Origin of the sequence: Micromonospora sp. NPDC000121 (assembly GCF_042899165.1) — a bacterium.
Lineage (GTDB): Bacteria > Actinomycetota > Actinomycetes > Mycobacteriales > Micromonosporaceae > Micromonospora.
Genome location: NZ_JBIAZP010000011.1, coordinates 1 through 24,197, shown reverse-complemented (window position 1 = coordinate 24,197; position 24,197 = coordinate 1). Strand labels below are relative to the sequence as shown.

The 24,197-nt window shown below is 74.2% G+C and carries 21 protein-coding genes and 2 pseudogenes; 14 read left to right on the top strand and 9 right to left on the bottom strand.

Translation table 11 applies throughout. From position 1 onward, the window contains the following. Window positions 1–36 precede the first annotated feature (36 nt). Complete coding sequence (locus ACFY23_RS25785) at window positions 37–1,266, bottom strand: hypothetical protein (RefSeq protein WP_350686477.1); 1,230 nt, start codon at window positions 1,264–1,266, stop codon at window positions 37–39. Between the two features lie 148 nt (window positions 1,267–1,414). On the opposite strand from ACFY23_RS25785, the gene ACFY23_RS25780 reads away from it, so the two are divergent. The 5 genes from ACFY23_RS25780 (at window position 1,415) to ACFY23_RS25760 (ending at window position 6,092) form a co-directional block, all read left to right on the top strand. Further along, window positions 1,415–2,968 carry an NAD(P)/FAD-dependent oxidoreductase gene (locus tag ACFY23_RS25780; protein ID WP_350686475.1) on the top strand — a complete coding sequence of 518 codons (1,554 nt, stop codon included), beginning with the start codon at window positions 1,415–1,417 and terminating at the stop codon, window positions 2,966–2,968. A 293-nt stretch (window positions 2,969–3,261) separates the two neighbouring features. Beyond that, entirely contained in the window at window positions 3,262–3,597 is a 336-nt protein-coding gene (locus tag ACFY23_RS25775; protein WP_350686473.1) for a winged helix-turn-helix domain-containing protein, read from the top strand. Further along, on the top strand, window positions 3,594–3,914 hold the full coding sequence (locus ACFY23_RS25770) for a hypothetical protein (RefSeq protein WP_350686472.1): 321 nt from the start codon (window positions 3,594–3,596) through the stop codon (window positions 3,912–3,914). Before ACFY23_RS25775 ends, ACFY23_RS25770 begins: the two co-directional genes overlap by 4 nt. Before the next feature lie 34 nt (window positions 3,915–3,948). Continuing rightward, entirely contained in the window at window positions 3,949–5,499 is a 1,551-nt protein-coding gene (locus tag ACFY23_RS25765) for a serine hydrolase domain-containing protein (RefSeq protein WP_350686471.1), read from the top strand. A 107-nt stretch (window positions 5,500–5,606) separates the two neighbouring features. Next, entirely contained in the window at window positions 5,607–6,092 is a 486-nt protein-coding gene (locus ACFY23_RS25760; RefSeq protein ID WP_350686469.1) for a GNAT family N-acetyltransferase, read from the top strand. A gap of 43 nt (window positions 6,093–6,135) precedes the next feature. On the opposite strand, the gene ACFY23_RS25755 is transcribed toward ACFY23_RS25760, so the two are convergent. Further along, window positions 6,136–6,981, bottom strand: coding sequence for a siderophore-interacting protein (locus ACFY23_RS25755; RefSeq protein WP_350686467.1), 846 nt, complete (start codon window positions 6,979–6,981; stop codon window positions 6,136–6,138). A 95-nt stretch (window positions 6,982–7,076) separates the two neighbouring features. Then, window positions 7,077–8,015, bottom strand: a pseudogene (locus tag ACFY23_RS25750) (ABC transporter substrate-binding protein); the annotation flags it as partial. 67 nt (window positions 8,016–8,082) lie between these two features. On the opposite strand from ACFY23_RS25750, the gene ACFY23_RS25745 reads away from it, so the two are divergent. The 4 genes from ACFY23_RS25745 (at window position 8,083) to ACFY23_RS25730 (ending at window position 11,725) form a co-directional block, all read left to right on the top strand. After that, entirely contained in the window at window positions 8,083–9,183 is a 1,101-nt protein-coding gene (locus tag ACFY23_RS25745; RefSeq protein WP_387038125.1) for a FecCD family ABC transporter permease, read from the top strand. Further along, window positions 9,180–10,208, top strand: coding sequence for an iron chelate uptake ABC transporter family permease subunit (locus ACFY23_RS25740; protein WP_350687303.1), 1,029 nt, complete (start codon window positions 9,180–9,182; stop codon window positions 10,206–10,208). The genes ACFY23_RS25745 and ACFY23_RS25740 overlap by 4 nt, the downstream gene beginning before the upstream one ends. 47 nt (window positions 10,209–10,255) lie before the next feature. After that, window positions 10,256–11,092 carry an ABC transporter ATP-binding protein gene (locus ACFY23_RS25735; protein WP_350687305.1) on the top strand — a complete coding sequence of 279 codons (837 nt, stop codon included), beginning with the start codon at window positions 10,256–10,258 and terminating at the stop codon, window positions 11,090–11,092. 69 nt (window positions 11,093–11,161) lie between these two features. Beyond that, the gene (locus ACFY23_RS25730) at window positions 11,162–11,725 is read left to right on the top strand and encodes a GNAT family N-acetyltransferase (protein WP_350687307.1); all 564 of its coding nucleotides are present in this window, start codon (window positions 11,162–11,164) and stop codon (window positions 11,723–11,725) included. A gap of 44 nt (window positions 11,726–11,769) precedes the next feature. Here the strand turns inward: ACFY23_RS25730 and ACFY23_RS25725 are convergent, their stop codons facing one another. The 5 genes from ACFY23_RS25725 to ACFY23_RS25705 all read right to left on the bottom strand — a co-directional run bounded on the left by ACFY23_RS25725 (window position 11,770) and on the right by ACFY23_RS25705 (window position 20,925). Next, the gene (locus tag ACFY23_RS25725; RefSeq protein WP_350687487.1) at window positions 11,770–13,380 is read right to left on the bottom strand and encodes a hypothetical protein; all 1,611 of its coding nucleotides are present in this window, start codon (window positions 13,378–13,380) and stop codon (window positions 11,770–11,772) included. A 260-nt stretch (window positions 13,381–13,640) separates the two neighbouring features. Next, window positions 13,641–18,110: a HAMP domain-containing protein gene (locus ACFY23_RS25720; protein WP_350819674.1), complete on the bottom strand. Its 4,470-nt coding sequence runs from the start codon at window positions 18,108–18,110 to the stop codon at window positions 13,641–13,643. Window positions 18,111–18,299: 189 nt separating this feature from the next. Next, window positions 18,300–18,902, bottom strand: coding sequence for a GerMN domain-containing protein (locus tag ACFY23_RS25715; RefSeq protein ID WP_350686348.1), 603 nt, complete (start codon window positions 18,900–18,902; stop codon window positions 18,300–18,302). After that, a complete protein-coding gene (locus ACFY23_RS25710; RefSeq protein WP_350686349.1) occupies window positions 18,899–20,254 on the bottom strand; it encodes a HAMP domain-containing sensor histidine kinase in 1,356 nt (451 codons plus the stop codon). Before ACFY23_RS25710 ends, ACFY23_RS25715 begins: the two co-directional genes overlap by 4 nt. Then, on the bottom strand, window positions 20,251–20,925 hold the full coding sequence (locus tag ACFY23_RS25705; RefSeq protein WP_350686351.1) for a response regulator transcription factor: 675 nt from the start codon (window positions 20,923–20,925) through the stop codon (window positions 20,251–20,253). Before ACFY23_RS25705 ends, ACFY23_RS25710 begins: the two co-directional genes overlap by 4 nt. Window positions 20,926–21,138: 213 nt before the next feature. On the opposite strand from ACFY23_RS25705, the gene ACFY23_RS25700 reads away from it, so the two are divergent. From ACFY23_RS25700 to ACFY23_RS25690, 3 genes are read left to right on the top strand one after another with little or no spacing between them, the layout of a single operon-like run. Next, on the top strand, window positions 21,139–21,510 hold the full coding sequence (locus ACFY23_RS25700) for a hypothetical protein (protein WP_350686352.1): 372 nt from the start codon (window positions 21,139–21,141) through the stop codon (window positions 21,508–21,510). Further along, complete coding sequence (locus ACFY23_RS25695) at window positions 21,507–22,169, top strand: STAS domain-containing protein (RefSeq protein ID WP_350686353.1); 663 nt, start codon at window positions 21,507–21,509, stop codon at window positions 22,167–22,169. Before ACFY23_RS25700 ends, ACFY23_RS25695 begins: the two co-directional genes overlap by 4 nt. Before the next feature lie 40 nt (window positions 22,170–22,209). Next, window positions 22,210–22,509, top strand: a complete 300-nt coding sequence (locus tag ACFY23_RS25690; protein ID WP_350686355.1) for a BON domain-containing protein — start codon at window positions 22,210–22,212, stop codon at window positions 22,507–22,509. 6 nt (window positions 22,510–22,515) lie between these two features. On the opposite strand, the gene ACFY23_RS25685 is transcribed toward ACFY23_RS25690, so the two are convergent. Continuing rightward, entirely contained in the window at window positions 22,516–23,265 is a 750-nt protein-coding gene (locus ACFY23_RS25685) for a DNA-formamidopyrimidine glycosylase family protein (protein WP_350819660.1), read from the bottom strand. 56 nt (window positions 23,266–23,321) lie between these two features. On the opposite strand from ACFY23_RS25685, the pseudogene ACFY23_RS25680 reads away from it, so the two are divergent. Both ACFY23_RS25680 and ACFY23_RS25675 read left to right on the top strand, forming a co-directional pair. Beyond that, window positions 23,322–23,669 (top strand): annotated as a pseudogene (locus tag ACFY23_RS25680) (spore photoproduct lyase family protein); the annotation flags it as partial. A 208-nt stretch (window positions 23,670–23,877) separates the two neighbouring features. Continuing rightward, window positions 23,878–24,033: a hypothetical protein gene (locus tag ACFY23_RS25675; RefSeq protein ID WP_350687560.1), complete on the top strand. Its 156-nt coding sequence runs from the start codon at window positions 23,878–23,880 to the stop codon at window positions 24,031–24,033. Window positions 24,034–24,197 lie beyond the last annotated feature (164 nt).

Genomic DNA, 24,197 nt, shown 5'->3' with positions numbered 1-24,197 from the left:
CATAGAGAGCCGGGCCGGCCAGGTGAAGACGGCGGGTCAGATGATGAAGTGGGTCCAGTAGGCGAGCCAGGTGACGAAGAGTGCGCCCTGGAGGAGGGCGAGGGCAGCGGTCAGCCAGGCGTCGGCGGAGGCGTTCCTGGCCCAGCGGGCCAGCACCAGGCCCACCGGGAACGCGGCGAGCAGGTAGCGCAGCAGGCTCTTGTAGACCGGCGGGCCCATCGACAGCGGCACCAGGACCATGATCAACCCGTACGCGAGGTAGGGCAGCCCGAGGTGGCGGACGCCCGCGATCAGGACCACCAGCACCACGACGGCGAACCACACGCGCAGGGCGTCCCGCGGCGGCGTGTCGGTCAGGCCGTGCCACAGCACCGCCAGGGGATTCTGCACGGAGATGCCCCAGCCCCGCTCCTGGGCGTGCTTGTAGGCGAACCAGTCGCCGCTCTGCCACCGGCAGAACGCCATGAAGGTCAGCCACCCGGCTGGCACCAGCACCAGCGGCCAGCCGACGCGGAGGTACGCCACCCACGCGCGGGGGCCCAGCCGGTAGCCGTGCTGCCGCAACAGCACCAGGGCCAGCGGGAGCACGACGAAGAACCCGACCGAGCGGCTCAGCGCCAGGAAGAACCCCACGACGCCGACGAGCAGCCAGCGCCGCCGCTCGGCGTAGTGGAAGGCGGCGAGCGCGAGACAGAGGAAGAGCGACTCGGTCAGCGCCGCCTGGAACAGGAACGCGGCCGGCAACAGCACCAGGTAGCGGACGAACCGGCGGGCCGCCACGTCGTCGCCGAGCAGCCGCTCCCCCAGCCGGTGGGCGTAGTAGAGCATCAGCAGGAACGCGACGTTGGCGACGAGCAGCAGCGCCAGCGCGGTGTTCCCGCCCAGCAGCGGGGCCAGCGGCCGGGCCAGGAACGGGTAGAGCAGCGGGAAGCCGAAGTCCCGCCACGGCTCGTCGAGCGGGAGCCGGGCCAGGTGGTCGTAGAGGAACGAGTCCCAGGCGAACCAGAGCCAGACCACGCGGTGCCCGGAGACCGCCCGCTGCTGCTCGCGCATCGTCGTCTCGTCCGGCGGCGGCGCCCACGGCACCTCGTCGAAGGCGCTCAACGCGACCACCCCGACGAGGCTGAGCACGATCTTCGTGCCGAGGAAGACGCCGACCACGAACAGCCACGGCGCGGGCACCCGGTCGGCGGCCCGCGCGGCGGCGCGCCGCAGGTCGTGGCCGCGCCCGGCGAGCCGGGCGCCTGCCCGCCACCTGTCGATCACCGCGCGTCTCCCGATCCGGCCGCCAGAACGGTGCCACATCCCCGTTCCGGGGCGGTTGACACGTGTACGCGGCGAATCCGGGGTGAGTTCGGGCCGATGCCGGGTAAGCGGGCCGCCTCCGGCAGGCGGAAGCAGGGAGCGGCACGGCATGGACGAACAGCGCGGCACGGTGGTCATCGGCGCGGGCCCGGCAGGCCTGACGGCGGCGTACGAGCTGCTCCGGCGGGGCGCCCCGGTCCGGGTGTTCGAGTCCGACGACGTGGTGGGCGGGATCAGCCGCACCGTCGAACGGGACGGGTGGCGCTTCGACATCGGCGGGCACCGGTTCTTCACCAAGGTCGCCCGGGTCGAGGAGTTCTGGCACGAGATCCTGCCCGACGAGGACTTCCTGCTGCGGCCCCGGATGAGCCGGATCTACTACCGGGGCGCGCTGTTCGACTACCCGCTGAGCGCCGCGAACGCCCTGCGCAACCTGGGCGTCCGGGAGGCGGCGCTGTGCATGGGCTCGTACGCCCGGGCCCGGCTGCGCCCGCCGAAGGACCAGTCGCACTTCGAGGGCTGGGTCTCGGCCCGGTTCGGCTGGCGGCTGTACTCGATGTTCTTCAAGACGTACACCGAGAAGGTCTGGGGAATGCCGGCCGACCGGTTGCAGGCCGACTGGGCCGCGCAGCGGATCAAGAACCTGTCGCTGGCCAAGGCGGTGCGCAACGCCGTGCTGCCCCGGCGCAACCGCAAGGACGTGACCAGCCTGATCGAGGAGTTCCAGTACCCGAAGCTCGGTCCGGGGATGATGTGGGAACGCTGCGCCGAGGAGGTCCGCCGGCGCGGCGGCCGGGTGGAGACCGGCAGTTGGGTGACCGCCGTGCACCGCGACCCGGCGCACCGCCGGGCGGTGGCGGTCACCGTCAACGGGATGGGCGGGCAGCGGACCGAGCCGGCGGAGCACGTCGTCTCGTCGATGCCGATCTCGGAACTGGTGGCCGCGATGCGCCCGGCCGCCCCGCCGGAGGTGCTGGCCGCCGCGGCCGACCTGCGGTACCGGGACTTCCTGACCGTCGCGCTCGTGGTGCCGGAGGAGTTCTCGTTCCCCGACAACTGGATCTACGTGCACGACCCGGCGGTCAAGGTCGGCCGGATCCAGAACTTCGGCTCGTGGTCGCCGCACCTGGTCAAGGACGGCCGCACCTGCCTGGGGCTGGAGTACTTCGTCTTCGAGGACGACGAGACCTGGCGTACGCCGGACGCCGAGCTGGTCGCCGCCGCGACGGCCGAGCTGGAGCGGCTCGGCCTGGTCCGGCCGGGCGTCGTCGAGGCCGGGTACGTGGTGCGGATGCCGAAGGCCTACCCGGTCTACGACGAGCGCTACCAGCGCAACGTGGACGTGATCCGGGACTGGCTGGCCCGGGAGGTGCCGAACGTGCACCCGGTCGGCCGCAACGGCATGCACCGCTACAACAACCAGGACCACTCCATGCTCACGGCGATGCTGACCGCCGAGAACATCGCCTGCGGCACCCGCCACGACGTCTGGTCCGTCAACGTGGAGCAGGACTACCACGAGGAGTCGACGCGTGACGGCAACGGCCGCGGGGGCACCGGCCGGGACGCCCCCGTCGTGCCGGCCCGGCCCACCGCCCCGGCCGGTGCCACGCTCGACGGCGCCTCCCGGCCCGAACGGTCGCCGCAGGTACGCCTCGGCTGAGCCGCCCGCCGCGCGGCCGGCGCAGCGGCCCACGCCGGCCCGGGCGACCGACCCACGCCGCCCCGGGCGAGCAGTCCGCGCCGCCCCGGGCGAGCGGCCCACGCCGGCCCCCGGGCGAGCGGCCCACGCCGGCCCGCCGAGCGGGCCGAGAGCCAATGGGCGACAGCGGCGCCGGCCCGAGGGCCGGCGCCGTGTGGCGTCGGACACCCTCCCTGGCGCTTCCGCGCACCCCCTGTCAGCATTCTCTGACAGGGGGGTGTCATACATTTCTGACACCCGGGAAGGCGCAGGAGATGGACGAGACGCAGTCGAACGGGGACGAACTGCTCGCCGCGCTCGCCGCGCTCGCGAGCCCGCACCGACTGCGGATCATCGCCGCGCTCGCCGAGGGCCGCAGCTACGTCAGCGAGCTGGCACGACGCCTGGAGATGAACCGACCCCTGCTCTACATGCATCTGCAGCGGCTGGAGGCCGCCGGGCTCGTCGCCGGCTCGTTGGAGACGGCGCCCGACGGCAACTCGGTGAAGTGGTTCGAGGTCGCGCCCTTCGCGCTGACGCTGACGCCCGCGACGGTGGCGGCGGCCGTACCGACATTGGAAGCCGGTGGCTCCGGAAAGGACAAGAAGTGATCACAGCAGCAGCCGAGGACGACATCGCCCAGATCGCGATCGTCACGTCGACGGTTCTGTTGATCGCCCTGGTGGCGATCGTGGCGTTCGTGGCGCTGGGCATCTACCGGGCCCGGCACGCCGCCGCTCGGGAGGCGCAGTACCGCGCCCTCGCCGAGCAGGCCGGCGAGGCGCAGGCCCGGCTGGCCGAGAGCGCGCGGCAGACGACCGCGGAGCTGACAGGCCTGCGGTCGGACGTCCAGGCGACCCACACGGAGCTGGCGCAGGTCAGGGCGCGCCTGACCGAGTTGGAGCGACTGCTCAGCCAGATCGGCTGAGCCGGATCCAGTGCCAGAGACAGGAACAGCAAGAGTGAGACATCAGCTACGACGGTCCGTGGCGGTGCTGGCCGCGGTCGTCTGCCTGGCAACGGTCGGCGGCCTCCCCGCGCGCGCCGCCGGGGACGAGACCGCCCGGGTGCAGGCGCACCTGGACCGCTACCGGGACACCAACCGCGTACCCGGACTCGCCGTGGCCGTGGTGCGCGGGGACCGGGTCGTGCAGGAACATGTCGCCGGAGTCACCGGCGACGGCGCGCCGGTGACCGCGCAGACGCCCTTCCTGCTCGGCTCGGTGAGCAAGCCGTTCACCGCGCTGACGGTGCTGCAGCTCGCCGAGGCCGGCCGGATCGACCTCGACGCGCCGGCCCGGGCGTACGTGCCCTGGTTGCGGCTGGGCGACGACGCGACGACCGGCCGGATCACCGTCCGGCAACTGCTCACCCAGACCAGCGGGCTCCCCGAGGTCGCCACCAGGGGCCTGACGGACCGCTACGACAACACACCGGGCGGGCTCGCCCGGTCGGTGCGGGACCTCGCCGACGTGCCGCTCGCCGGCCCGCCGGGCGAAAAACACCGCTACAGCGACGCCAACTACATGGTGCTCGGCGCGCTCGTCGAGGAGGTCACCGGCCGGCCGTTCGCCGACCACCTGCGTCGTAGCGTTCTCGATCCGCTGCGGATGCGGCAGGCGGCGGCCACCGCCGACGAGGCGGAGCGGGTGGGCCTGCCCGCCGGCCATCGCCGCTACCTCGGTCAGCCGCAGGGCTTCGACCCGCCGTACGACACGTCCGGCGTCCCGTACGGCTATCTGGCCGCCAGCCTCGCCGACCTCGGCCACTTCGCCGTCGCCCAGCTCGACGGCGGCCGGTTCGGGGAGTCCCGGCTGCTGTCGGCCGCCGGCGTCGCGCAGATGCACCACGGCCAGGCCGCCATCGGCAGCGGCGGCCGGTACGCCCTGGGCTGGCGCGACACGACCCTCGACGGCAGCGGCGCGCGGCTGGTCTGGCACGCCGGCGCCACCCCCGGCTACTTCGCGCACGTCGTGCTGGTGCCCGACTCCGAGCTGGCCGTGATCGTGCTGGCCAACATCTATCACCCGGCCGCGGACCCGGCGCTCGCCTCGGCCGGTTTCGACATCGCGCGCATCATGCTCGGCGTCCCACCGGACCCGGCGTCGAACGACACCGTTCTGCTCTCGGTCGCCCCCGTGCTGTTCGGCGTCGCCGGCCTGCTCCTGCTCGTCCTGGTCGCGACGGTGGTCCGCGGGGTGCGTCGGCACCGCGCCGGTCCGTCGCCCGGCGGCCAGGCGCTGGTCGCGGCCGTCGCCTGGGCGGTCGGCTGGGCGGCCCTGTCCGGCGTCGTGCTGGGGGTGCTGCCGTCGTTCCTGGGCGGTCTGGAGGCGCTGATGCTCTGGACGCCCGACGTCGGGCACGCGGCTGTGGCCGTGGCCGTCCTGGCCGGGTCCCTCGCGCTGGCCCATGCGGTGTTCGCCGTGGCCCGGATGGGGACCGGCCGGTCCCGGCCGGCGGAGGCTGTTTCCGACGACTCCGCGCCCACGCCGCAGGCGGCCCCGCTCGGGTGAGCGTCGGGTCCGGCCACGGCCGCGAGCCGTCCCGGCCACGTTTCCGGGCGATCGACCCCGTCCGAAACGCGTTGCCGGGGCGCGCGGCGGCCTCCTAGGGTGCCGCCGTGCAGATCCGCGAGTTCCACGAGCCCGACTGGACCCAGGTGTGGCCGATCGTCCGGGAGGTGGTCCGGGCGCGGGAGACCTTCCCGTACGACCCGGAGATGACCGCCGACCAGGCGTACGACATGTGGGTGGAGGCCGCACCGGGCCGCACGGTGGTGGCGGTCGACGGCGACCGGGTGCTGGGCACCGCCAAGATGGGCACCAACCGCCCCGGCCCGGGGTCGCACGTCTCCACCGCGAGCTTCATGGTGGCCCGTGACGCGCGCGGCCGGGGCGTGGGCACCGCGCTGTGCCGCTACGCGCTCGACTGGGCGCGCGACCGGGGGTACGCGGGCATGCAGTTCAACGCGGTGGTCGAGACGAATACCTCGGCCGTCGAGTTGTACCGGCGGGAGGGCTTCGCCGTGGTCGGCACCGTGCCCGGCGCGTTCGCGCACCCCACCCTCGGCCGGGTGGGCCTGCACGTGATGTACCGGGAGTTCTGACCCGGCGCCGCCCCGTCCACGGAGCGGGGCCGGCCGCCGGCCGTCAGGCGGTGGCCGCGGCGGCGGCCTCGGCGCGCAGGTCCTCCTCGGAGGCGCCGCGGCGCCAGTAGCCGGAGAAGGTGACGTGACGCCGGTCCAGGCCGCGCTCGCCGACGAGGTGCCGCCGCACGGCCCGCACCATCGACGACTCGCCGGCGACCCAGGCGTACGGGGTGCCGGCCGGCAGCCGGGCGGCGCGGACCGCGTCCGCCAGCAGGGTGCTGCCGGGGGCGGTGCCGCCCCGGACGACCCAGCTCACCTCGGCGCGGGCGGCGGTGGGCAACTCCTGGATGTCGCCCGCGTCGGGGACCTCGATCCAGGCCCGGGCCCGGGCCTCGGCGGGCAGCCAGGCCAGGATCCCGGCGGCGGCGGGCAGGGCGGTCTCGTCGGCGACCAGCAGGACCGAGTCGGTGCCGGCCGGCGGGCGGAAGCAGACGCTGCGGTTGTCGTGCACGGCCGGGCCGAGCAGCACCACCCGGTCGCCCGGCAGGGCGTGCCCCGCCCAGCGGGAGGCGGGGCCGGTCTCGCCGTGGCTGACGAAGTCGATGTCCACCTCGGCCAGCTCGGGCCGCTGCTCCCGGATGGTGTAGGAGCGCATCACCGCGCGCACGTCGGGGTCCATCGCCCGGTACGCGCCGAACCAGTCCTCCCCCGCCTGGACGGGGAGCACCGGCGCGGGCTGGCCGGGGTGCGGCAGGAACAGGGAGACGCTCTGGTCCCGGCCGCCGCCGGCGAAGTCGGCCAGCTCCGGTCCGCCGAGGGTGACCCGGATCAGGGAGGCGCCGATCCGCCGGGCGCCGACGACCCGCGCGGCGTAGAAGCGGTACTGGAGGGCGACCACCGTGGTCATGCGGTGACCTTCTTCGCGTTCCGGATGGCGGTGGCCAGGTTCTCCAGCAGCGGGGCGGCGCCGGCGTACGAGAAGCGGGGCACGGCGTCCCACGGGGTGATCTGGTTGGCCTTGACCGCCGGGAGCTGCTGCCAGGTCGGCTTGCTGGCCATGTCCTTGGGCTGCAGGGCGGTGTTGCGGTTGTCGAGCAGGATCAGGTCGGCCGGGAACTTGCCCGCGTTCTCCCAGCTCAGGGCCTCGAAGTAGTCGCCGGCCTCCAGCTTGGTGGGGACGACGATCTCCACGCCCAGCTCGGCGAAGTACATCAGGTCGGTGCTGACCTTCGGGTTGGAGACGTAGAACAGGTCGGGGCTGCCGGAGGAGGCCAGCACCTTGATGCCGGGGTTCGCCTTGACCGCCTGGCGGACCGCCTCGGCGGCGGCCTCGAAGCGGGCCTTGGCGTCGGTGACCTTCTTGGCGGACAGGTCGGCGCCGAGGGACTCGGCGAGCTGCGCGTACCGCTCGATCGGCTTGGTCATCGGCACCCGGGCGGTGGTGATCGCCACGCTGGGGGCGAGCGGGAGGATCTTGTCCTTGCTCTCGTCCGGCACGTACCACAGGGCGCCCGGGTCGTACATGTGGGTGACGAGCAGCTCCGGCCGCAGGGCCGCGTACTTCTCCAGGCTGAACTCGCCCCAGACGTTGCCGAGGATCTCCACGGCGTCCACGTTCAGGTCGCCGGCCTGCGGCTCGGCGGTGCCGTCGGCGCGCTTCGTCTCGCCGAACACGCCGACGATCTGCTTGTCGAGTCCGAAGTCGACCAGCGCGGCGGCGACCCCGGTGAAGGCGACCACCCGGGTCGGGCGGTTGGCGGCGCTCACCTTCTCGTTGCGGTCGTCGGTGAACGACCACGGTCCGCCGGAGCCGGACGCGGCGGGGGCGGCGGAGTCGTCGTCCCGGCCGCAGCCGGCGAGCAGGGCGGCCAGGGTGGCGGCGCCACCGGCGGCGAGCAGGCCCCGGCGGGAGAGTCGGCGGGCGGTCGCGGGATGCGGCATGGCGATGTCTTTCGATCAGGGTCGGGCGAAGGACCATGGACAGCGGAGTTAGGTTAACCTAACCTAAATTGCTGTCAAGGCCGGTCCGGAATCACGCACCACATCGGAGCCCACACTGTCCGCCACCCTCTCCCCACGCATCGGCGTGCCACCGGCACGGTCCGTCACGCCCCGGCGTGGCCGCGCCGCGCTGCGGGCCGCCGGCCTCGCGGCGTCGGTGCTGCTGCTCGTCGCCGTCGCGGTGCTCAGCATCGCCGTGGGCGCCAAGCAGCTCCCGCTCACCGACGTGTGGCAGGGCCTGCTGCACCGCGACGCCGCCGAGTACGCCGTCGTGCACCGGATGCGGCTGCCGCGTACGCTGCTCGGCCTGCTCGCCGGCGCGGCGCTCGGCGTGGCCGGCGCGGTGATGCAGGCGCTGACCCGCAACCCGCTGGCCGACCCCGGGCTGCTCGGCATCAACGCCGGCGCCTCGGCGGCGGTGGCCAGCGCGGCGGCCCTGCTCGGCATCGGCGGCGTCGGCGGCCAGGTCTGGTTCGCGCTGCTCGGCGCGGCCGTCGTCACCGCCGCCGTCTACCTCGTCGGCGGCGGGCGCGGCGCCACCCCCGCCCGGCTGGCGCTGGCCGGCGCGGCGCTCAACGCCACCCTCTACTCGTACGTCAGCGCCGTGATGCTGCTCGACACGGCGTCGCTGGAGCGGCTGCGGTTCTGGACGGTCGGCTCGCTGGCCAGCGCCGAGGCATCGACCGTGCGCACGGTCGCACCGTTCATCGCGGCGGGCCTGCTGGTCGCCCTGTCCGCCACCCGCGCGCTCAACGCGCTGGCGCTCGGCGACGACGCGGCGCGCGCCCTCGGCGCCCGGCCGGCCCTCGTCCGGGGCACCGTCATCGTGGCGATCACGCTGCTCTGCGGAGCCGCCACGGCCGCCTGCGGGCCGATCGTCTTCGTCGGTCTGCTCGTGCCCCACCTGGTCCGCGCGCTCACCGGGCCGGACCTGCGCTGGCTGCTGCCGTACTGCGCGGTGCTCGCCCCGGTGCTGCTGCTCGGCGCCGACGTGCTGGGCCGGGTGCTGAGCCGGCCGGGCGAACTCCAGGTCGGCATGGTGACCGCCGTGGCAGGCGGGCCGCTCTTCCTCTGGCTGGTGCTGCGCGGGCGGGTGGGCCACCCGTGATCACCATCCGCACCCCCGGCGGCGTGTCCCTGCGGCTGCGCCCCCGCGCCATCGCCGTCGGCCTCACCTGCGTGGTGCTCGCCCTGGCGCTGGGCGTGCTCGCCATCGGCAGCGGCGACTATCCGATGAGCCCCTCCGACGTCCTGCGCGCCCTCGCCGGCCGGGGCAGCCCGGCCGAGGAGTTCATCGTCACCGAGCTGCGGCTGCCCCGGCTGGTGACCGCGCTCTGCGTCGGCGCCGCGCTCGCGCTGGCCGGCACGGTCTTCCAGTCGCTGGTCCGCAACCCGCTGGGCAGCCCCGACATGCTCGGCTTCACCCAGGGCGCGTCGACCGGCGCGCTGGTCGTGGTGGTGCTCGGCGGCAGCAGCATGCTGCTGGCCTCGGCGGCGGTGGTCGGCGGCCTGGCCACCGGCATCCTGGTGTACGCGCTGGCCTGGCGGCGCGGCGTGCACGGGTTCCGGCTGATCCTGGTCGGCATCGGCACCATGGCGATCCTCACCGGCGTCAACGGCTGGCTGCTGACCCGGGCCCCACTGATGGACGCCGCCCGCGCCGTGCTCTGGCTCACCGGCAGCCTGGACGGGCGCGGCTGGGTCAACGCGCTGCCCCTGCTGGTCGCGCTGGCGGTGCTGGTGCCCGTGCTGCTGGTCGGCTTCGGGCCGGCCCTGCGCCTGGTCGAGATGGGCGACGACACCGCCTCCGCCCTCGGCGTACGCGTGGAGCGGGTGCGACTGGTCGTGCTGGCGGTGGCGGTGCTGCTGGTCTCCCTCGCCGCGGCCGCCGCCGGGCCGGTGAACTTCGTGGCGCTCACCGCGCCGCACCTGGCCCGGCGGCTGACCCGGGCGCCGGGGCCGAACCTGCTGCCGTCGGCGGCCGTCGGGGCGGTGCTGCTGGTCGCCGCCGACCAGCTCGCGGTACGCGCGTTCCCCGGGCACCAACTTCCGGTGGGCGTGGTGACCGGGGTGCTGGGCGGCGCCTACCTGGTCTGGCTGCTCGCCACCGAACGCCGGGCCGGTCGGCTGTGACCGGGGACGGCCGGCGGGCCACCCACGACGAGAACGGAGCACGGAGCATGCAGTCCCGGCTGAGCGGCAGCGCGATGACCCTCGCCTACGAGCGGCGGACCATCGCCGAGGACCTGAGCGTCGCCGTGCCCGACCGCTCCTTCACCGTCATCATCGGCCCCAACGCCTGCGGCAAGTCGACGCTGCTGCGCGCCCTGTCCCGGCTGCTGAAGCCGACCGCCGGGGCGGTGCTGCTGGACGGGGAGGACATCCACCGGCTGCCGGCCCGGGGCGTCGCGCGCACCCTCGGCCTGCTGCCGCAGACGTCCGTCGCCCCGGACGGCATCGGCGTCGCCGAACTCGTCGCGCGCGGCCGGTACCCGCACCAGGGGCTGCTGCGGCAGTGGTCGCGCGAGGACGAGCGGGTGGTCGCCGAGTCGATGGCCGCGACCGGGGTGGCCGACCTGGCCGACCGGCCGGTCGACGAGCTGTCCGGCGGGCAGCGGCAGCGCGTGTGGATCGCGATGGCGCTGGCCCAGCAGACGCCCCTGCTGCTGCTGGACGAGCCGACCACCTACCTGGACATCGCCCACCAGATCGAGATCCTCGACCTCTGCGCCCGGCTGCACGAGGAGCAGGGCCGCACGCTGGTGGCGGTGCTGCACGACCTCAACCACGCCGCCCGCTACGCGACGCACCTGATCGCGATGCGCGACGGCCGGGTGGTCGCCGCCGGCCCGCCCCGGGAGGTGGTCACCGCGGATCTGGTCGAGGAGGTCTTCCGACTGCCCTGCCGGGTCATCGACGACCCGGAGACCGGCACCCCCCTGGTCGTCCCCGCCGCCCGCCGCCGGGCCGGCGCGCCTGCCCCGGCGGTCGCGGCCGCCGGCGGGGACCCGGCCTGAGCCCCGCCCCGCGCCGGCCGGGCGGCCACGTCCGTGCGCGTCGACCGGAATCGCCGTACGGTGGTCACGATGCGTGAGGCGACCGGCACCTACGGACAGGAGGTCGACGGGTTCGGCCGGGTCACTATCCGCCCCGTCGACCCGGACGCGGACATCGACCTGATCCACGGCTGGGTCGGCGAGGAACGGGCCCGGTTCTGGGGCATGCGCGACGCCGGCCGCGAGCGGGTCGCCGAGATCTACCGCTACCTGGACTCGCTGACCACCCACCACGCGTGGCTCGTGCACCGCGACGGCGTGCCGGTCGCCCTGTTCCAGACGTACGAGCCGGCGGTCGACCCGGTCGGCCGGTGCTACGACGTCCGGCCCGGTGACCAAGGGGTCCACCTGCTGATCGGCCCGCCCACCAGAACCGAGCGCGGCTTCACGGGCACCCTGCTGGGCGTGTTCCTCGGCTTCGTCTTCGCCGACCCCGGGCGCCGGCGGGTCGTCATGGAGCCGGACGCGCGCAACGACAAGGCGGTGCATCGGCTGCTGCTGGCCGGCTTCGTCGCCGGCCCGCTGATCGACCTGCCCGACAAGCGGGCCCGGCTGATGTTCCTCGACCGGGAGGCGTTCGAGGCACGCCGCTGACGCCGGAGGCGCTCCCCGGGCGGCCGCCCGGGGAGCGCCGCGGGTCAGCCGCCCGGCCGCAGCACCCGGCTCGGGCCGGCGACGTTGTCCGCGGCGGCCTGACTGCGCTGGGTGCCGGTGACGCAGACGTCGTCGCCGAGGAACGCCTCACGCCACACGTAGCCGGAGACGCAGGTGTGCGGGCCGTACGCGCCGTCGACCCAGCGGCTCGCCGCGACGGCGTTGTCGGCGAGCACCTGGGTCCGGGTCGCCCCGGTGACGCAGACGTAGTCGGACTGGTCGGCGTCGCGCCAGACGTACCCGCTGACGCACGTGTTCGGGCCGGACACCAGGCGGGCCGGGTTGCGGCGGGACGCCGCGGCGGCGTTGTCGGCGGCGGCCTGGCTGCGCTGCGCGGGGGTCACGCAGACGTCGTCACCGGCGTACGCCTCCCGCCAGACGTAACCCGAGATGCAGGTGTGCGGGCCGTACGCGCCGTTGATCCAGCGGCTCGGGGCGGCCGCGTTGTCCGCCCACACCTGGCTGCGGGTGGCGGGGGTGACGCAGACCAGGTCGCCCGGCCGGGCCTCCCGCCAGACGTACCCCTGCAGGCAGCGGTCGACCACGTCGGTGGTGACGGTGACCGACGCGGCGTTGCCCGAGGTCCAGTTCACGCCGATCTGCACGCCGTTGGCGTTGAGCGACTGGGCCGGACCGCCGCCGGGCCCGGTACGCAGCAGGGTGGGCGTGCCGTTGCGGACCTCGTGCAGCAGGACGGTGTCGGCCGGGATGCCGGCGCTCCAGCCGGTCTTCCGGCGGAACTCCACGGTGTAGTAGTGGAACAGGTCGGCCGGGTCGAACGGGATCCGGACCAGTTGCGGGCCGCTCGCCGCCGGCACCTCCAGCGGCGCCATCGTGATGGTCCGCGAGCCCACCCCGTCGGCGGCCATGGTGAACACCCGGTTCTTCGGCAGCCAGCCCAGTTCGTCACGGTGGAACGCGTTGAGCCCGACGGCGCTCGTTCCGTAGTTCGCGGTGGCGAAGGTGTAGATGTGCATGGCGCTCATCTCGTCCCACGGGTCGTCGTACTCACCCGGCTGGGACCACGGCGCGTTCTGGTACGTGGTGTCGTTGGAGAACGAGTGCCCGAGACCGTAGCCGTGCAGCATCTCGTGGGCGGCGAACCCGACGTTCCACGCCCCCGGGTCGAGCAGCACCCGGCCGCCCGCCGCCCCGGAGTCCACCCAGTCGTTCAGCATGACGGCCGTCCGGTGCCCGGCGGGGACGGTGTAGCCGTTGGCCGCCGCGGTGTCGACGCAGCGCTGGATGCGCGTACCGCGGTCGATCGACTGGAACTGCGCCAGGGTGTACGGCATCGTGTACCAGCCCCGCACGGCCGAGCCGGCCAGCGACACCCGGCCGCCGGACTGGTCGGCGAGGTAGTCGGCGACGCCGCCCGTGCCGAGCCCGGCGTGGGTGAGGAAGTTGGCGAAGAACGACGGGGTCCTGGGCTCGGCCGGCTTGTCGCTGAACTTGCAGAGCAGCACCGACCAGGGGGTGTTGTTGCGGATCGGGCTGGCCGCCGCCGGCCCCGCCGCGACCACCACCGTCCCGAGGACGGCGCAGCTGAGCGCCACGGCCGCCGTGGCGACCCGGCGCAGTAGTTGGGATCCCACTCGCACTCTCCGTTCCCGTGGGCCCGAACGGTTCGGGCCCGAGGGGGACATCGGAGCACTCCACGCGGTCGCCCGGATGCGGAGAGTCGCATTGGTGACGGCCCGGAATCCGACTCGGCCCCGCCGCCGGATCCGGGCGGCGGGGCCGCGGCCCCAGGTACCGCCCGGCGCGGCCGGCGGGGCGGGGATCGGCCGGCGCGGCGGGGTCGGGCGGCGGGGCGGGGTCGGGGGGTCGGGCGGGCGGCTCGGGCCGGGCGCGGTCAGCCGTTGAGCCAGCGGTGGATGCACTCCAGCAGGTCGGCGGCGTCCACCGGCTTGGTCACGTAGTCGCTGGCACCGGAGGAGATGCTCTTCTCCCGGTCGCCGTGCATCGCCTTCGCCGTCACCGCGATGATCGGCAGGTCGGCGTAGCGCGGCATGGCGCGGATCGCGGCGGTGGCCGCGTAGCCGTCCATCTCCGGCATCATCACGTCCATCAGTACGAGGTCGATGTCGTCGTGCCGCATGAGCGTCTCGATGCCCTGCCGCCCGTTCTCCGCGTAGACGACGTCGAGCCCGTGCAGCTCCAGGATGTTGGTGAGCGCGAAGACGTTGCGCGCGTCGTCGTCCACCACCAGCACCTTGCGCCCCGCCAGCTCGCCGGGCAGCCGGTCGGCGGCCGCCCGGACGTCGGGCAGCACCGGGGCGAACGGCAGCACCCGCTCGGGGGTCACCGCCGTCAGGTGCAGGGCGATGCGCTCCCGCAGGTCGTCCAGGCCGCGCAGGACCTCCAGCGGCCGCTCGTGGGCCAGCGCCTGGAGCAGGGCCTGCTGCCCGGCCGCCAGCGGGTGCCCGTGGTACGCCAGCACGGGCACCCCCCGCAGCACCGGGTCGTCGTGCAGCGCCTTCAGCAGGGTCGTCCCGCCGTCGTCGGGCAGGTCGACCTGGACCACCAGGACGTGGTGCCGCCCGCCGGCGAGCGTCTCCACCGCCGAGGCCACGTCCACGGCGGTGGAGACCTCCACCGGCGGGTGCGCCTCGCCGAGGTCCGCCGCCACGCCCTGGGCGAGCAGCGTCAGCAGCCCCTTGTCGTGGCGCTCCAGTACCAGCATCCGGCGGGGCTCGCCCGGCGGGAGGGCGACGGCCGGCGGCAGCGCCGCCGGGGGCGTCCACGGCGACGCCCCGCCGTCCGTGACCGCCTCGGCGCCCGCCGTCGTCGGCACGGCGCCGACCGGCAGGTAGAGGGTGAACGTGCTGCCCTGACCGAGCACGCTGTGCGCCTTGATCCGGCCGCCGAGCAGGTGGGCGATCTCCCGGCTGATGGACAGCCCGAGGCCGGTGCCCCCGTACCGCCGGCTCGTGGTGCCGTCGGCCTGCTGGAAGGCGTCGAAGATGGCGGTCAGGTGCCGCTCGGCGATGCCGATGCCGGTGTCGATCACCCGGAACGCGAGGACGGCGTCCGTCGGGGCGAAGCCCTCGGGCAGCTCGCTCGGCGCAGCCCGCTCGATGCGCAGCTGCACCCGGCCCCGCTCGGTGAACTTCACCGCGTTGGAGACCAGGTTGCGCAGCACCTGCCGCAGCCGCTGCTCGTCGGTGTGCAGCTCGGTCGGCACGCCCGGGCCGGTGGTGATCTCCAGTTCCAGGCCACGGGGGGTGGTCAGCGGGCGGAACGTGGCGTCGACGTAGTCGGCAAGCGCGGTCAGCTCGAAGGTCTCCGGGTTGATGTCCATCTTCCCGGCCTCCACCTTGGACAGGTCGAGGATGTCGTTGATGAGCTGGAGCAGGTCCGTGCCGGCCGAGTGGATGACGGTGGCGTACTCGACCTGCTTGGCGGTGAGGTTGCGGTTCGGGTTCTGCGCCAGCAGCTGGGCGAGGATGAGCAGCGAGTTCAGCGGCGTACGCAGCTCGTGGCTCATGTTGGCGAGGAACTCCGACTTGTACTTCGAGGCGAGCGCGAGCTGCTGGGCGCGGGTCTCCAGCTCCTGCCGGGCCTGCTCGATCTCGGAGTTCTTCGTCTCGATGTCGTGGTTCTGCCGGACCAGCAGGGCCGCCTTGTCCTCCAGCTCGGCGTTGGAGCGCTGGAGTTCCTCCGAGCGGGCCTGCAGCTCCTCCGAGCGGGCCTGCAGCTCGGCGGCGAGTCGCTGCGACTCGGTGAGCAGCACGTCGGTCCGGGCGTTGGCGACGATGGTGTTGACGTTGACGCCGAGGGTCTCGGTCAGCTGGTCGAGGAAGTCGCGCTGCACCTCGGTGAAGCGGCTCATGCTGGCCAGCTCGATGACGCCGAGCACCTGGTCCTCGAAGAGGATCGGCAGCACCACGAGGTGCAGCGGGGCGGCGGCGCCGAGGCTGGAGGAGACGGTGACGTAGTCGGCCGGCACGGCGTCCACCACGATCGCGCGCTTGCTCACCGCGGCCTGCCCGACGAGGGAGTCGCCGAGGGCGTACCGGCGACCGGTGGCGGCGTGCCCGTACCCGCCGACCACCCGCAGCCCGGTCCCGCCAGCGCTCTCGTCGACCAGCAGGAACGTGCCGAGCTGGGCGGAGACCAGCGGGGCCAGCTCGTTCATCACCAGGCCGGCGACCACGTCCAGGTCGCGGTGGCCCTGCATCAGGCCGGCGATACGGGCGAGGTTGGTCTTGAGCCAGTCCTGTTCCTGGTTGGTCCGGGTGGTCTCGCGCAGCGACTCCACCATCGAGTTGATGTTGTCCTTCAGCTCGCCGACCTCGCCGGGGGCGTCCACCGTGATGGAGCGGGTCAGGTCGCCGGTGGCGACGGCGCTGGTCACCTCGGCGATCGCGCGCACCTGGCGGGTCAGGTTCCCGGCCAGCTCGTTGACGTTCTCGGTGAGCCGCTTCCAGGTGCCGGAGACGCCCTCGACCTCGGCCTGGCCGCCGAGCCGGCCCTCGCTGCCGACCTCCCTGGCCACCCGCGTCACCTCGGCCGCGAACGACGAGAGCTGGTCCACCATCGTGTTGATGGTGGTCTTCAGCTCCAGGATCTCGCCGCGCGCGTCCACGTCGATCTTCTTGGTCAGGTCGCCCTGGGCCACCGCCGTGGTGACCTGGGCGATGTTGCGCACCTGGCCGGTGAGATTGTTCGCCATCGAGTTGACGTTGTCGGTGAGGTCCTTCCAGGTGCCGGCCACGTTCGGCACCCGCGCCTGGCCGCCGAGGCGGCCCTCGGTGCCCACCTCGCGGGCCACCCGCGTCACCTCGTCGGCGAAGGCGCCGAGGGTGCCGACCATCGTGTTGATGGTCTGGGCGAGCACGGCCACCTCGCCCTTCGCCTCCACGGTGATCTGCCGGCTCAGGTCGCCCTGGGCCACGGCGGTGGCGACCAGCGCGATCGAACGCACCTGGTTGGTGAGGTTGTTGGCCATCTCGTTGACGTTGTCGGTGAGGTCCTTCCAGGTGCCGGCCACGTTGGACACCCGCGCCTGGCCGCCGAGGCGGCCCTCGGTGCCCACCTCGCGGGCCACCCGCGTCACCTCGTCGGCGAACGCGGAGAGCTGGTCCACCATCGTGTTGATGGTCTCCTTCAGCGCCAGGATCTCGCCGCGCGCGTCGACCCGGATCTTCTGGGTGAGGTCGCCCTTGGCCACCGCCGTGGTCACCTCGGCGATGCTGCGCACCTGCGCCGTGAGGTTGTCCGCCATGACGTTGACCGACTCGGTGAGGTCCTTCCAGGTGCCGGAGACGCCCTTGACGTCGGCCTGGCCGCCGAGCCGGCCCTCGGTGCCGACCTCCCGGGCCACCCGCGTCACCTCGTCGGCGAACGACGACAACTGGTCCACCATCGTGTTGATGGTGTTCTTCAGCTCCAGGATCTCGCCGTGCGCGGTGACGGTGATCTTCTGCGACAGGTCGCCCCGGGCCACCGCCGTGGCCACCTGGGCGATGCTGCGCACCTGGCTGGTCAGGTTGCCGGCCATGAAGTTCACCGAGTCGGTGAGGTCCCGCCAGGTGCCGGCGACGCCGCTGACCTGGGCCTGGCCGCCCAGCCGACCGTCGGTGCCGACCTCCCGCGCCACCCGCGTCACCTCGTCGGCGAACGACGACAACTGGTCCACCATCGTGTTGATGGTGCTCTTGAGCTCCAGGATCTCGCCCCGGGCGTCCACGGTGATCTTCTGCGACAGGTCGCCCCGGGCCACGGCGGTGGTGACCTGGGCGATGTTGCGCACCTGGTTGGTGAGGTTGCCGGCCATGAAGTTCACCGAGTCGGTGAGGTCGCGCCAGGTGCCGGCCACCCCGGGCACCTCGGCCTGACCGCCGAGGCGCCCCTCGCTGCCCACCTCCCGCGCCACCCGCGTCACCTCGTCGGCGAACGACGACAACTGGTCCACCATCGTGTTGATGGTGTTCTTCAGCTCCAGGATCTCACCGCGCACGTCGACGGTGATCTTCTGCGACAGGTCGCCCCGGGCCACCGCCGTGGCCACCTCGGCGATGTCGCGGACCTGGTCGGTGAGGTTGCCGGCCATGGCGTTGACCGAGTCGGTGAGGTCCTTCCAGGTGCCCGACACCCCGGGCACCTCGGCCTGACCGCCGAGCTGTCCCTCGGTGCCCACCTCCCGGGCCACCCGGGTCACCTCGGAGGTGAACAACGACAGCTGGTCCACCATCCCGTTGAAGACGGTGGCGATCTCCCCCAGCAGGCCGTCGGCGTCCTCCGGCAGCCGGGTGCCGAAGTCGCCGTCGCGCACCGCCGTCAGGCCGGCCAGCAACTGCCGCAGCCCCGGATCGGCCATCGCCGCCGTGCCGCCGCCGGTCCGCTGGGCGCGCCGCGCCGTCGTCCTCTCGACCACCACAACCACCTCGCAGCAGCCGGGGGCCCGCCCGCCGGCACGACATCGACGGCGCAAGTATGCACAGTCCGGCCGGGGTGCGCTCGAGCAGCGCCCCGGCTCCGGCGACGGGCTGGCGGGGATGCCCGGCCGTCACCGGGGCGCGACGAGGTCGCCGTAGTCGGTGACGGTGAGGGGACGCCGGGACAGCGACCCGTCGGCGCGCGGCACCCCGAGCGGCGCCCCACCCCGCAGGAACACCACGGTGTCGACATCGGAACGGGCGGTCAGGGTGCAGACGATCTGGCCGAAGGCGAGGACCTCGTCGCTGCGGCCCGTCTCGTCGCCGGCCTCACCGACGTCGACCTCGACCTCGGTGCCCCGGGGCCGGGCGACGGCGGCCGCGACGGCCCCCGGCAGGGCGGTGCTGAGGCCGCTGTCGCGCTCGGCGGCGGTCGGACCGGCGAGCAGATGCTGGAGCTGGGCGTCGACGGTGGGCGTGCCGTCCACCCGGCGCTCGACGGGCACCAGGCGGTCGTCGCGGACGAAGCAGAGCACCTCGGTCGCCCGCCCCGCCGTCAGGGTCGGGGTCGGGGTCGCCACGACCGTGCCCGAGGTGGGGAACGGCCCGGGCGGGGGTGCCACGGCGCGGGGAGCGTCCTCCGTCGGGACGCCGCAGCCGCCGAGCAGCCCGAGGGCGACGAGCGCGCCGCCGGCGACCCGCCACCGTCCCGGCCGGCACGCCCGGCGGCTCACGGCGACACCCCAGGCAATTCGACCCGGAATCGCGCGCCCCCGCCGGGGCGGTCGTCCACGCCGGCGCGTCCCCGGTGCGCGGCGGCGTGCTGGGCGACGATGGCGAGCCCGAGGCCGGTGCCGTCGCCGGCCGCGCGGGCGTGCGCGGCGCGGCCACGGACGAAACGGTCGAAGACGACGTTTCGGTCGGCCGGCGGCACGCCCGGCCCCTCGTCGTCGACCTCGACGATGCCCGTCCCGCCCCGCTGCGACAGCCGCACCGCCACCGGGCCGCCGCCGTGGCGGAGCGCGTTGTCGACCAGATTGGCCAGGATCTGCTCGACGCGGCGCTGGTCGACCAGCCAGGTCGTGGCAACCCCGGCCGCCACGTGCACGAGCGCCTCCGGCAGCCCGCGCGCCTGGCACACCCGGCGGGCCAACGCCGCCACGTCGACCGGCCCCCGATCCGCCGGCTGGTCGCTGCGGGCGAGCTGGATCAGGTCGTTGACCAGCTGCTGGAACCGGGTGATCTCGTCGGCCACCAGGCCGGCCGCGGTGGCGGTCCGGTCGTCGAGATGCTCCCGGCGGCGGGCCAGGACGCTGGCGGCCGCCGCCAGGGTCTGCAGCGGCGAGCGCAGCTCGTGGCTGACGTCGGCGGCGAAGCGCCGGTCCCGCTCGATGCGCTGGGAGAGCTGGTCGACCATGTGGTTGAACGACGTGGAAAGCCGGGTGAGGTCCGGGTCGGTGGTCGGCGCGAGCCGGGCCGAGAAGTTGCCATCGGCGATCTCCTCGGCGGCGTCGGCCACCGCGGTCAACGGGCGCAGGCTGTGCCGGGTGGCGTACCAGCCCAGGGCGGCGCCGGAGCCGGCGACCACGATGGCGACGGCGGTCAGCGCGAGCGCCAGGACCTGGAGGGTCTCGTCCAGCTCACGCAGCGAGGTCAGCTCGTAGTAGCTGGTGGACGGGGCCAGCGGCAGGCCGACGAGCAGGGTGGGCTGGCCGTTGACCCGCACCCGCTGCACGGCCGGCTCCCCCGCCCGGACGAGCTGTTGCAGGTCGGCCGGGATCGCGGCGGTCAGACCGGCATCGGCGTTGCGGGCGTACCAGTCGTCGCCGCGGTGCAGCAACGGTCGGCGGTTGCCGCCGGTGTCGAGGGACCGCAGCACCTCCACGACATCCGGGTCCTCCGTGTCCAGCCCCGTACGCACCACCGCCGCGTCGAAGTACGCCGTCCGCACCGCGGTGCGCTCCCGCTCGTCGAGCAGGGACCGCCTGGTCAACTCGTACGAGACCAGCGCCATGGACGCCGACAGCAGCAGCGCGCCGACGGCGAATCCGGCGGACACCCGGGCCCGCAGCCCGAGCCGCCTCACCGGGTCAGCTTGTAGCCGAGGCCGCGCAGGGTGACCAGGTGCCGAGGGCTGCCCGGGTCGTCCTCGATCTTCTGCCGCAGCCGACCCACGTGCACGTCGACGAGCCGCTCGTCACCGGTGTCGTAGCCCCAGACCCGCTGGAGCAGTTGCTGGCGCGACAACACCCGACCGGCGTGCTCGGCCAGCTCGCACAGCAGCCGGAACTCGGTGCGGGTCACCGGCACAGGTCGGCCGGCCCGACGCACCTCCCCCGCGTCCGGGCTGATCTCCAAGGGGCCGAACGTGAGGACCGGCACGGGCGCGGGCACCGCCCGGGCCCGGCGGCGCAGCGCCCGCAGTCGCGCCGACAGCTCCTTGACCGCCACCGGCTTGACCACGTAGTCGTCGGCGCCGGCCTCCAACGCCGCCACGATGTCGTGGGTGTCGTCGCGGGCGCTGACCACCACGATGGGCACGTCGTCGTCGCGGCGCAGCTGCCGGATGCACTCGAAGCCGTCCAGGCCCGGCAGCATCAGGTCGACCAGCACGTTGTCGGCCGGCTCCCGGCGCTGCATCCGCAGCCCTTCCTCGGCGGTCGCCGCCCCCCGGACGGCGTAGCCCTCGTCCTCGAGCGCGAGCAGCAGCGCCAGACGGATCCGGTCGTCGTCCTCGATCACCAGCACGCCCGTCATACCCGCATCATCCCCAAGGAGGGCGCGAGTGCCCAGCCGCGTCCGGCGCTCGACGGTTTTGTCACGCAACTGTCATACAACCGCGTGGCCCGCGCCACGGGTGCCGCCCAGGGTGGTGGACGACAACCGGCCGGCCCGCCGGTCACCGCGGCCGGGCTGGGCTCGCCGGAACGACAGCCGTCGGCCGAGCGGCCCCTGCGGAGGAGGGAGCAGATGACCGTCGCCGGTCTCGTCACCGCACTCGCCGTGGGTCTCCTCGTCGCCGCGGCGGGGTGGCTGGTGGTCCCGCGCCGGTGGGAGGTGCCGGCCTGGCTGGCCCTGGTGACCGGGGTCGTCACCGCCGTCCTCGGCGTCATCCTGGCCCGCATCGTCGGCCTCGACACCGGTCGCTCCGACCTGTGGCGCCTGGCCGTCCCGGCCGGCTCCGCCGTCCTCGGCGTCGCCCTCGTGGCCGCCACGGCGGGCCCGCGGCGCCCGCCCCTCCCGGCCCGCCGGACGGGGCCGGACCTCGATTCCACCCCGACGCCGCCGGTCGCCGGCCGGCGGGTCGCCTCGCCCGACCTCCCGTGGAGGAAGACACCATGACCGTCGTACCGGACGAAAACACGATGACGCTGATCTGCGACAGCTGCGGAGACGTGACGACGGGAGCCGCCTGCGTCCTGCCGGACGCCGAGGTCGTCTGGACCCTGGTCGCCGAGCAGGGCTGGAGCGGGTCGCCCTTCGCGACGGGCCCGCACCGCTGCCCCCGCTGCAGCCTCCTGGGCCCCGACGCCGGGCTCGGCGGTGAGGCCGGCCGGGGAGACGAGGTGGTTGGCGGGACGTTGGGGGTGGACCACCTCGACGACGTCGCCGTGGTGAGCGCCGCCGGCGACATCGACGTCGACACCGCCGACGACCTGCGGACCGCCCTGCGGCAGGCGGTGGACATCTGCGGGCACGTCGTGGTCGACCTGACCCGGGTCCACCTGATCGACGCGGGCGGGCTGGGGCTGCTCGTGCGGGCCCACCGCGACGCCCGGGAACGAGGCGCCGTGCTCTGCCTCGCCGCTCCGTCGCGCTTCATCCTCACCGTGTTGCACACCATGCGACTGGACGGCCTGTTCCCGATCTTCGTCAGCCCGGAGGAGGCCGTCCGGCGGCTCTCCCCGGCCGGGGCGGGCGAGCCCCCCGGGCTGACGGCCACCGTGACCGGGCCGGACCGGACCGGCCGCCCGGCGCCGGCCGACTCGCCGTCCCGCTGAGCCGACACCGCCACCCGCGCCCCGTCGAGAGGACGCCCACATGCTCATGCCCTGGCCGTACCCGGACGAGGGCGCGTTCCGTTCCGAGCCGCCCCGGCCCGCGCCCGGCGACGAGGACGCCCGGTTGGCCGCGCTGGTCGCCCAACGGTTGGGCAGCGACTGGACCACCCGCCGGCAGCAGATCGTGGTGACGGTGCAGAACCGGGTCGTCATCCTCGCGGGCGTCGTGGCGGGACCGGACGCCCGGCAGGTGGCCGGCGAGATCGCCTGGGACGTGCGGGGTGTCGTCGACGTCTGCAACGCGCTGCGCCTCGCGGGCCGCTGGCGTTCCCGCCGCTGACGGCGATCAGGTCGCCGGCTGGTCGACCGGGCACGCGTACGCCGTGCGCCCGCCCAGCTCCCACGTCCGCACCGAAGCACCGCAGCGCCGGCAGGTGGTCCGCTTGTAGACCCACCGCTCGTCGGGCGCCGCCGGGTCGCTGACCACCTGGCCGGCGTCGCGGCCGAGCGCCAGATGCCGGACGGCCAGGTCCCACAGCCGGTGGGCGGTCGCCGACGCGACGGCCCGGGCGTCCGGGGCGAGGCCGGCGAGGAAGAGCAGTTCCGCCCGCCAGGCGTTGCCGATACCCGCCCACACCGCCTGGTCGAGCAGCGCCGCGCCGACGGCGGCCCGCGCGGCGGTCAGCCGCCGCGCGGCCTCGTCGCCGTCGGCGTCGGCACGCAACGGGTCCGGGCCGAGCGAGGCCCGCAGCGCGCGCTCGCCATCGGCCGGCAGCGGTTCGCAGCGGGTCGGGGCGATCAGGTCGTACGCGACAGAGGCGCCGGCCAGGCGCAGCCGCACTCCCTTCCGTGGCGGCACGTCCGGGTCGTCGTAGCGCAGGAACAGCCCCCTCATCCCGAGGTGCACGTGCAGGCCGGGTGCCCCGTCGACGTGGTAGAGCAGGTGCTTGCCGTACGCCTCCACGGCCCGCAGCCGCCGGCCGTCGTACGGGCGGGCGTCCAGGCGGCCCTGCGGGCTGGACACGGAGAGGACCTGGCCGGCGAGTGCGGCGTGCTGGTCGCGCGCGTACCGGTGGATGAGGTGGCCCTCGGGCATGCGCCCGGGTACCCGGGCGGCGGTGCCGGAAAACGGTGCCGCCCAGGGCGGGAACAATGCCGATCGGTCCGCAGTTGTCCAGTTTTGTGACCGACGCTGTGCCGCATCCGAGGCTGTTCGACATCCGGCGGATCTACGTGGAGCCGGAGGCCGCCGCGCTGCCCCGCGGCCGGGCCGTGCTGGACCGCTTCCCCGATGCCGAGCGCGTCGAGGTCGAGAGCCACTCACGCATCCCCGAGCTGTACGGGGACGAGACGAACGTGGCCCGGTGGGTGCGGATCAAGAGCGAGGCCCTCGTGCTGGGGGTCAAGAAGTCCCTCACCGCCCGCCCGAACGGCCGCTCGGCCGACTTCATCGCCCCGTCCACGGCGAACGGCTGCGCGATGGCCTGCGCCTACTGTTACGTGCCGCGCCGCAAGGGCTACAGCAACCCGGTGACGGTCTTCGCCAACATCGACCGGATCACCGGCTACCTGGGCGGAGCTGCTCGACCAACTCGACGACGCGCTCGGCCCCCGCGCCAAGGCGCAGCTCGCCGCCGAGGTCATCTTCCTGACCCACAACGATCGGCTGCACGAGGTCAACCTGGGCTGGCACCCGAAGGCCGAGGACGTGCTCTGGCGCCCGGATCTCCAGCAGCCCAAGCGGTCCCAGACCGGCGGCTGGAACGTGCGATACCGCACGGGGCGGAAGGGTGCCTACGTCGCCGCGCTGACGGACCTGATCGCCGCCAAGCTGCCGTACTGCCGCGTCCGGTACGCCTTCTGATTGTTGCGGTCCGTGGGTTGGGCGCTGCCTCGGGTCCGTGTCCCTTGTTGCGGCGCTGCCGTGTCCCTTGCGGTCGGTGTGGGGTGGGGGTGGGGCCCCCCCGGGCCCCCCCCCCGGGGGGGGGCCGGCGGGCCGCCGCCCGGCCCGCGGGGCCCCCCCCCCCC